The 7,018-nt window shown below is 62.1% G+C and carries 6 protein-coding genes; 3 read left to right on the forward strand and 3 right to left on the reverse strand.

Annotated elements, in window-relative coordinates:
• Window positions 1-262 precede the first annotated feature (262 nt).
• The 3 genes from eno to J4G14_14700 form a co-directional block, all read right to left on the reverse strand.
• Window positions 263-1,582, reverse strand: coding sequence for a phosphopyruvate hydratase (gene eno, locus J4G14_14690; protein ID MCE2459038.1), 1,320 nt, complete (start codon window positions 1,580-1,582; stop codon window positions 263-265).
• A 46-nt stretch (window positions 1,583-1,628) separates the two neighbouring features.
• Window positions 1,629-2,468: a hypothetical protein gene (locus tag J4G14_14695; protein ID MCE2459039.1), complete on the reverse strand. Its 840-nt coding sequence runs from the start codon at window positions 2,466-2,468 to the stop codon at window positions 1,629-1,631.
• A gap of 160 nt (window positions 2,469-2,628) precedes the next feature.
• Window positions 2,629-4,476 carry a glycoside hydrolase family 15 protein gene (locus J4G14_14700; GenBank protein ID MCE2459040.1) on the reverse strand — a complete coding sequence of 616 codons (1,848 nt, stop codon included), beginning with the start codon at window positions 4,474-4,476 and terminating at the stop codon, window positions 2,629-2,631.
• A 348-nt stretch (window positions 4,477-4,824) separates the two neighbouring features.
• Here J4G14_14700 and J4G14_14705 point away from each other — a divergent pair, with 348 nt between their 5' ends.
• From J4G14_14705 to J4G14_14715, 3 genes are all read left to right on the forward strand, one after another.
• Entirely contained in the window at window positions 4,825-5,592 is a 768-nt protein-coding gene (locus tag J4G14_14705; GenBank protein ID MCE2459041.1) for a collagen-like protein, read from the forward strand.
• Between the two features lie 169 nt (window positions 5,593-5,761).
• Window positions 5,762-6,055 (forward strand): DUF1330 domain-containing protein, encoded by a 294-nt coding sequence (locus tag J4G14_14710; protein MCE2459042.1) that lies wholly within the window; start codon window positions 5,762-5,764, stop codon window positions 6,053-6,055.
• Between the two features lie 103 nt (window positions 6,056-6,158).
• The coding region (locus J4G14_14715) for a hypothetical protein (protein MCE2459043.1) at window positions 6,159-7,018 on the forward strand (860 nt) is incomplete at its 3' end.

Consider the following 7,018-nt stretch of genomic DNA (forward strand, 5'->3'; position numbering starts at 1 on the left):
GGATACTTTCACGCAAGGGTGCTCGGTACGCGGGAAGGTTCCGTTTGCCTGTGAAGTTTAGCCGTGGCTGATACTATGCCGCTGTGGGCGTTGAAGAACTGCTGCCGGGGTTGGTCAGAATGATGGAAGAACGGTTCGGGCGTGCCGCTGAAGTGGTGCCCATGCAGCTGTGCGGAGATCCTCGCCTCGCTGAAACAGGCTGCCCAAATGATGTCAGAAGTTCAAATATCCTGGATAAGTGAGGCGACAGCTGTGCCTCCCGTCAGGAGCGGGGCAGGTACTTCTCGTAGGCCTCGGGGCCGGCGTACTTGGCGTCGGTGCCGAGTTGCTCTTCGATGAGAAGCAGGCGGTTGTACTTGGCTGTACGCTCGCCTCGGACGGGTGCGCCGGCCTTGATCTGGCCCGCGCCGACGCCGACGGCAAGGTCGGCTATGGAGGAGTCCTCGGTTTCGCCGGAGCGGTGGCTGATCACGATGCCCCAGCCCGCCTCGTGAGTCATGCGGATGGCGTCGAGCGTCTCGCTCACCGTGCCGATCTGGTTGAGCTTGACCAGCACCGCGTTTGACGTGCTGCGCTCGATGCCGTGTTCGATCAGGCGGGGGTTCGTCGAGTAGATGTCGTCGCCGACGAGCTGCACACGCGAGCCCAGCCGTCGCGTCATCATGTCCCATGAGTTCCAGTCGTCCTCGGCGAGGCCGTCCTCGATGGAGATGATCGGGTAGTCGCTGATCCAGGCGTCGTAGATGTCGACGAGGTCCTCGGAGCTCAGCGAGGTCTCTCGCTGCGGAAGCGTGTAGCGTGCCGGACGGCTGCTCAGCTCCGACGCCGCGACGTCCAGGGCGAGGAAGCAGTGCTCGCCGGGAGTGTAGCCTGCGCGCTCGATCGCCTCGATCAGCAGCTCGACGGCCTGCCGGTTGGTGGTCACCGGAGGCGCGAAGCCGCCCTCGTCTCCGACGTTCGTGCCGAGAGCGCGGTTGCGCAGCCCGGTCATGAGCGAGTGGTAGACCTCGACTCCGGCCTGCATTGCGCGCTTGAACGTATCGAATCCGAGCGGAAGCACCATAAATTCCTGGAAGTCGGTAGAGTTCTCGGCGTGACGCCCGCCGTTGATGATGTTGAACATCGGCACCGGGAGCGTCATCGGCTCGCCGTCACCTGACTCATCCTGGTGGAGGCTGTAGAAGTGCTCGTAAAGGGACTTTCCGCTGCTCGTGGATGCGGCTCGGGCCGCGGCGAGCGAGACCCCGAGAACGGCGTTCGCTCCGAGCTCGCTCTTGTTTTTTGTGCCGTCGAGCTCGAGCAGCAGGTCATCGATGGCGCGCTGGTCCATTACGGACTTGCCGGACAGCGCGGGGGCGATCTTGTTGTGCACGTTGGCGACTGCCTTGAGCACGCCGCGTCCGTGGAAGCGGTTCGGGTCGCCGTCGCGGATCTCGACGGCCTCGTTCGCGCCGGTCGACGCGCCCGATGGCACGAGCGCCCTGCCCCAGGAGCCGTCGCTGAGTCCGATGTTGACCTCAACGGTCGGGTTCCCACGCGAGTCTAGCACCTCACGCGCGCGTATGTCAGATATTGTGGTCATGGTGTGGTTAGTACCCCTCAGGGAACTCCGGTTGGAGCCTGTCTTCCTAGTTGGGCGATTCCAGTTCCGGCAGTCTAGACCAGAACACCTTGGCTTCGTGGTCCACGCCAAGCGGCTGCGGAGAGTCCTCCGTCAGAGCGTCCTCGATCCTGTTGTCAATGTGAACGCTCGCGATGGCAGCGTAGGCGGGCACGCCGGTGAACCGGGTGATGTACTCGGCGTGCCGCGTCGCTCTCTCCGTATCCCGGCCGGCCGCCGTGTAGGAGATTTCCACCGCTACGTACTGCGTATCTCCGTCACTGTTTACAGCTTCGATCACCAGGTCGGCGCGGCGGAACGTCCGCATGTTGTGTCGCGAGATACCGGCGGTCAGGCCACTGCGCTGCGCCTCATCTGCCATCATTACCACCTCGCCTCGTTCCAGTGTCTTCAGCCACCGGAGGCCCATGTCGCTGGTGATGACAGGCGCATCATCACGGGCCGACCTCTCCATGAATAGGCCTTTCAGATCGCCAATATGTACGATGTTCTGCTTTGTATCGCCTTCAACGCTGCCTAGACGTTCCAGGATGGAATTCTGGGTCTTCAGCAAGAAGTTTTGAGTCTCCAGCATGGCGTCCTGAGTCTGGCGCAGATCGGCGATCTCCTTCAGTATGGAGTCCTGCGTCTTCAGCATCTCGTTCTGAGTCTGGCGCAGGTCGACGATCTCCTTCAGCATGGAGTTCTGAGTCTCCAGGATTGAGTCCTGAGTCTTGCTCATCGAGGCAACTCGTGCGGGGAGCTCCAACAGCTCTTCGGTCAGCAGTTCTCGTCTCACTGCCGAGCGTAGAGCCTCATCTTCTCGCACTATGCGAAGGAAGTCCTCTATGTTGTCGATAGTTGTCATCGGCGTCGTCTCTGAATCAGTCTCAATTGTAGCTGACCGGGTTGACGTTGTGTGAGTCGTTACCACTTAGGTAGAGGGAGGGTAGTGTCACAGGGACGTGGTTGGACACAGTAGTATTTGTGCCAGGTCGCGCTGCCGAGCTTTGGGGGCTTGGCGTCCCCTAGCCCTCGTCGCGGCGGCGGATTAGGCGGGTGGGGGTGTCGACGATGTAGCCGGACAGGTTCAGGGCGGTGTGGATGAGGCCGATGTGCGAGTACGCCTGTGGGAAGTTGCCGAGCTGTCGCTCGGTTGCGGGGTCGAACATCTCGGCGAACAGTCCAAGGTGGTTCGAGCACCGAGAGATCATGTCATTGAAGTAGTCGAAGGCCTTATCCATCTGGCCGGTGTAGATCAGGTTGCCTATCAGCCAGAAGCTCAGCATCGTGAACGCGCCCTCAGGTTGAGCGTCCAGCCCGTCGTCGGTCTCCTCAGGAAGGTAGCGCCAGACCAGCGGGCCGTCCGTCAGCTCGCGCTCGATGGCGTCGAGGTTCTGCCGCACGCGCGGGTCCTCGCTCGGGATGAGACCGAAGAATGGAATCGCCAGGTTGGAGGCGTCCAGCGCTTCGCTGGCGTAGTGCTGGCGGAACGCCTGCTTCGACTCGCTCCATCCCTGCTCCAGCAGCTCGGTCTTGATGTCGTACGCCACCTGCGACCAGCGCCTGTAGTACCGACGCTGCTCGACAGCCGCGGCGATGTATGCAGCGGTGTCCAGCGCCACCCAGCACAGCACCTTGGAGTACACGAAGTGCTGCATACCTCCGCGAACCTCCCACACTCCGCGGTCGCGCCTATGCCAGTTGTTCACGACGTCCTCGGCCAGCGAGCACACCAGGTCCCACGCCTCCTCGGGGAGTTCGCCGTGCAGCACCAGCAGCGAGTGTATGGATGCGATGACCTCGCCGAACACGTCCATCTGCAGGTGCTCTGCGGCGCCGTTGCCGATGCGCACGGGCCTTGAGTCCTCGTACCCACTCAGGTGCTCGAGGACCTGCTCTTCGAGAGATGACTCCTGCGTAATGCCGTACAGGATGCGCGTCCTGCGCGTGTTCAACTGGCACTGCTCCAGCAGCCACTGGATGTAGAAGTCGGCTCCGTATTGGTCCCCGAGCCGGTAGAGGATGTCGACGGCGAAGCTGGTGTCGCGCAGCCATGAGAAGCGGTAGTCCCAGTTGCGCGAGCCGCCTAGCGTCTCAGGGAGGCTCGTGGTCGGCGCTGCGACCATGGCGCCTGTGCCTCGATAGATCATCAGGTGCAGTACGAGGAAGGAGCGCACCACCTGTTCGCGCCACAGCCCCTCGTAGTTCATCATCGCGACGAGGTCCTCCCAGTAGCCCTGCGTCAGCTCCAGCTTGTCCTGTGTGCGGTAGTGCTCCAGGTTAGCCGGCCGGTCGGGACCGTACGCCATCACGAAGGTCGCAGAGTCGACCTCGGACATCGTGAAGGACCCGGACACTCCGGCAGCGCTCTCGTGAAGTGGGACACTGGCGAGCAGCATCATCGTCTGCCCGCCGCCCTGCGCCTCGACCGCGCTCCCGCCGCCGTTCGTGCTCACCGCGCGGAACTCTGGGACGGCGCGAGCGTAGTCGTGTCGCGGCTCGTATTCGCACCGCATCTCCACGCTGCCCGCGGAGCACCTGACGATGCGATGCAGTTCCGGCGGGTTGTCAGGGTACTTGTCAGGCTTGCCATCCTTGTCGTTGTCCTGGATGGGCATGAAGTCCGTGATGGAAACGACGCCGGTGGACGTGGTGAACTCGGTCTCCAGGACGTTGGTGTCTTCGACGTAGGACTGCACGGTAGCGTATGTAGCGCTGGGCCAGATGCGGAACCTGCCGCCGATGTCCTGGTCCAGGATCGCAGCGAAGACGCTCGGCGAGTCGAAGCGGGGCAGGCAAAGCCAGTCGACCGAGCCGTCCATACCGACCAGTGCCGCCGAGGACATGTCGCCTATGAGTCCGTAGTCGTACATGTTGATCTCACGAGGTCAGGGATGGCACATAATTGCACCTTAGCATTGAGTAGGTGGGTGCGCAATGTGGGGTGGTGAGTAACCGTCGAAGCGGTAGACAGGCTGTGCCGGGGGAAACTTGACCTAAGGAAGTATGAATCTTACTCTGAGCATCGACATCCGTCGCGGGGGATTGGTCTGGGCCTTTGTATAACCCAAACTGAACCAAGACTCCTCGCCGTATTCATAACAGACCCTCGGGGCAGTCACGAAATCAACTGGTCATACCGTTGTTGGGCGCTAACCCAGCGCCGATGTGACAATCTACTCTGAGATAGCAACGCGTGAGAATTCTGAAGGAGAAGTGACTTGAAATCAGTCAGTGCTCTTGTTCTTTCAATCCTGGTAGTAGCTGCCTTGACTCTCGTGAGCTGCGGTCCAAGTAACGATGAGATCCGGGAGATTGTCCGGGATGAGGTCAACAGGATCGACATACCGGCTGGCCCGCCTGGTCCAGCCGGCCCAAGGGGCGATAGGGGAGCGACCGGTATCAGAGGAGACATAGGCCGCCTGGGCCCTGAAGGCCCTCCAGGCCCGCAGGGAGAGGCCGGTGCTCAAGGCCCAGCAGGAGACCCAGGCCCGAAAGGTGAGCCCGGAGACGCCGGCCCTCGAGGTGAGGCAGGACCGGCAGGGGCGCGAGGCGAGGCCGGGCCGCCCGGCGAGGTCGGACCTCGAGGTGAGGCCGGTCCCAGGGGTTTGCGCGGCGAGCCAGGCCCGCAGGGAGAGCCAGGGCCGGAGGGTCCCCCAGGACCTGCGGGTGCGATCAGCGAAGTCCTGACGTCTCTGGAGGTTGAGGAACTGATCATCCGAGTTCCGGGCGGCGTCGGATACATCATTGTGCGTGGGGGTGTGGGAAACAAGGTAGCTGACATCAGGTGGTATGACTCCGAAACAGACGAGATCGTCGGGGAGATCATCGCTGACAGCAAACAGGGGATGAGGCTAAGTTCCAAGAGTGCCGAAGGCGAATGGACGAGATCACCGTGTGCCCCTAGAAAGTCTGGAGACGAAGAGTGCGTTGTCAGACACCGGTGCAATTCGTTTGTGCTGTGCCCAGCTTCATACGCCGGGCGTTGACGGCCATCTCTTCGCCTGTTAGCGTTCCACTCCACCGCCGTAGGCATCGTAAGTAGTCGGTCACGCCATTGGCATCGAGGGCGCCAGACAATTCGGATTGAGAAGCTCCGCACACTGCCGAGCCACCCCGCATTTGAACTGCGCAGGCTCGCATGAAAGGAGTGGCACAATGAAGGGCTACGTCATCATGGACGCTGAAATCATCGATACTGACGCGTACTCTGAGTTCGCCGAGAAGTCTCCTGCGGCCATCGCGGCGCACGGCGGACGACTCCTCGCGCGCACCAGCGACGTCGATGTAATCCAGGGCAACTGGGTGCCCAAGCGCTTTGTGATCGTGGAGTTCGACAGCCTCGAAGCGGCGAAAGGATACATGGCATCCGTCGAATACGAGGCCCTTGACGAACTGCGCAGGCGGGCGACGAGGGCCAACATCGTTGTCTTCGAAGGAATCGATTCCTAGCTGCAAGTTCGGCCCCCATTCGCTGAAGAACGATTTGCGAGATTGGCTGACCATTGACTGCCAGGAACGCTGAACAGGCCATCCAGTTTGAGCCTGAGGAGGCTTGCCCCCTACGATCGCACTGTTGGTGGGATTTCAGGGCGCCGTGCTCGTGGTCGCACCGACGGTGCTCAACGTGGCGATTGCGATTCGCTCGACGGGCCCCGACGACACCTTTCTGACCTGGAGCGTCTTCGCCGCGATGGTGATCTGTGCGGCGACCACGGCGTTGCAGGGGTCGCAACTGTGGAGATTCGGCTCCGGGCACATCGCGCTCGCCTGGCCAGCCGCGATGTTCATCGCGATCATGGTGGCTGCAATCTCCATCGGTGGGCCAGCGATGTTCGCGACTGTGATGGTCATTTGCAGCCTGGTCCAGATCGCGCTCGCCTGGTGGCTGCCGGTTTTGCGGCGAATCATCACACCGGTTGTCTCCGGTACGGTGACGATGCTGGTCGCAGTAAGCGTGCTGCCCATCGCGTTCGACGCCGTCCAGGACCTGCCTGACGGCACCGCACCGGCCGCAGGCCCGGCGATAGCTGGAGTCACATTGCTGGTCTCGGTGATTGCGACGTTGCGGGCCACGGGACGCTGGCGCCTGGTCGCGCCGCTCATCAGCATCCTGGCCGGATGTGCCGTCGCCGCAGCTTTCGGTGTGCTCGACGGTGACCGGATCGCCGACGCCAGGTGGTTTGGAATTCCCGAAGTACCGTCTCTGGGCCTGGAACTCACACCGACCAGGGAGTTCTGGGCGCTCCTGCCCACGTTCGCGATTCTCACCCTGGTGCTTGGGATCAAGACGATCAGCGACGGTGTGGTGATCCAGCAGGGCTCCCGCCGCCTTCCGAGGGCGATCGACTTCCGTCAGATCCAGGGCATGGTCAGCGTCAACGGCATTGCGATGTTCCTCGCCGGTATCGCCGG

This window comes from Dehalococcoidia bacterium (assembly GCA_021295915.1).
Classification (GTDB): Bacteria; Chloroflexota; Dehalococcoidia; order Lucifugimonadales; family UBA1123; genus VXRN01.

Excerpts from the sequence above, each read along its gene's own strand:
- eno (MCE2459038.1), bottom strand. The coding sequence starts at position 1,582 with ATGACCACAATATCTGACATACGCGCGCGTGAGGTGCTAGACTCGCGT.
- J4G14_14695 (MCE2459039.1), bottom strand. The coding sequence starts at position 2,468 with ATGACAACTATCGACAACATAGAGGACTTCCTTCGCATAGTGCGAGAA.
- J4G14_14700 (MCE2459040.1), bottom strand. The coding sequence starts at position 4,476 with ATGTACGACTACGGACTCATAGGCGACATGTCCTCGGCGGCACTGGTC.
- J4G14_14710 (MCE2459042.1), top strand. The coding sequence starts at position 5,762 with ATGAAGGGCTACGTCATCATGGACGCTGAAATCATCGATACTGACGCG.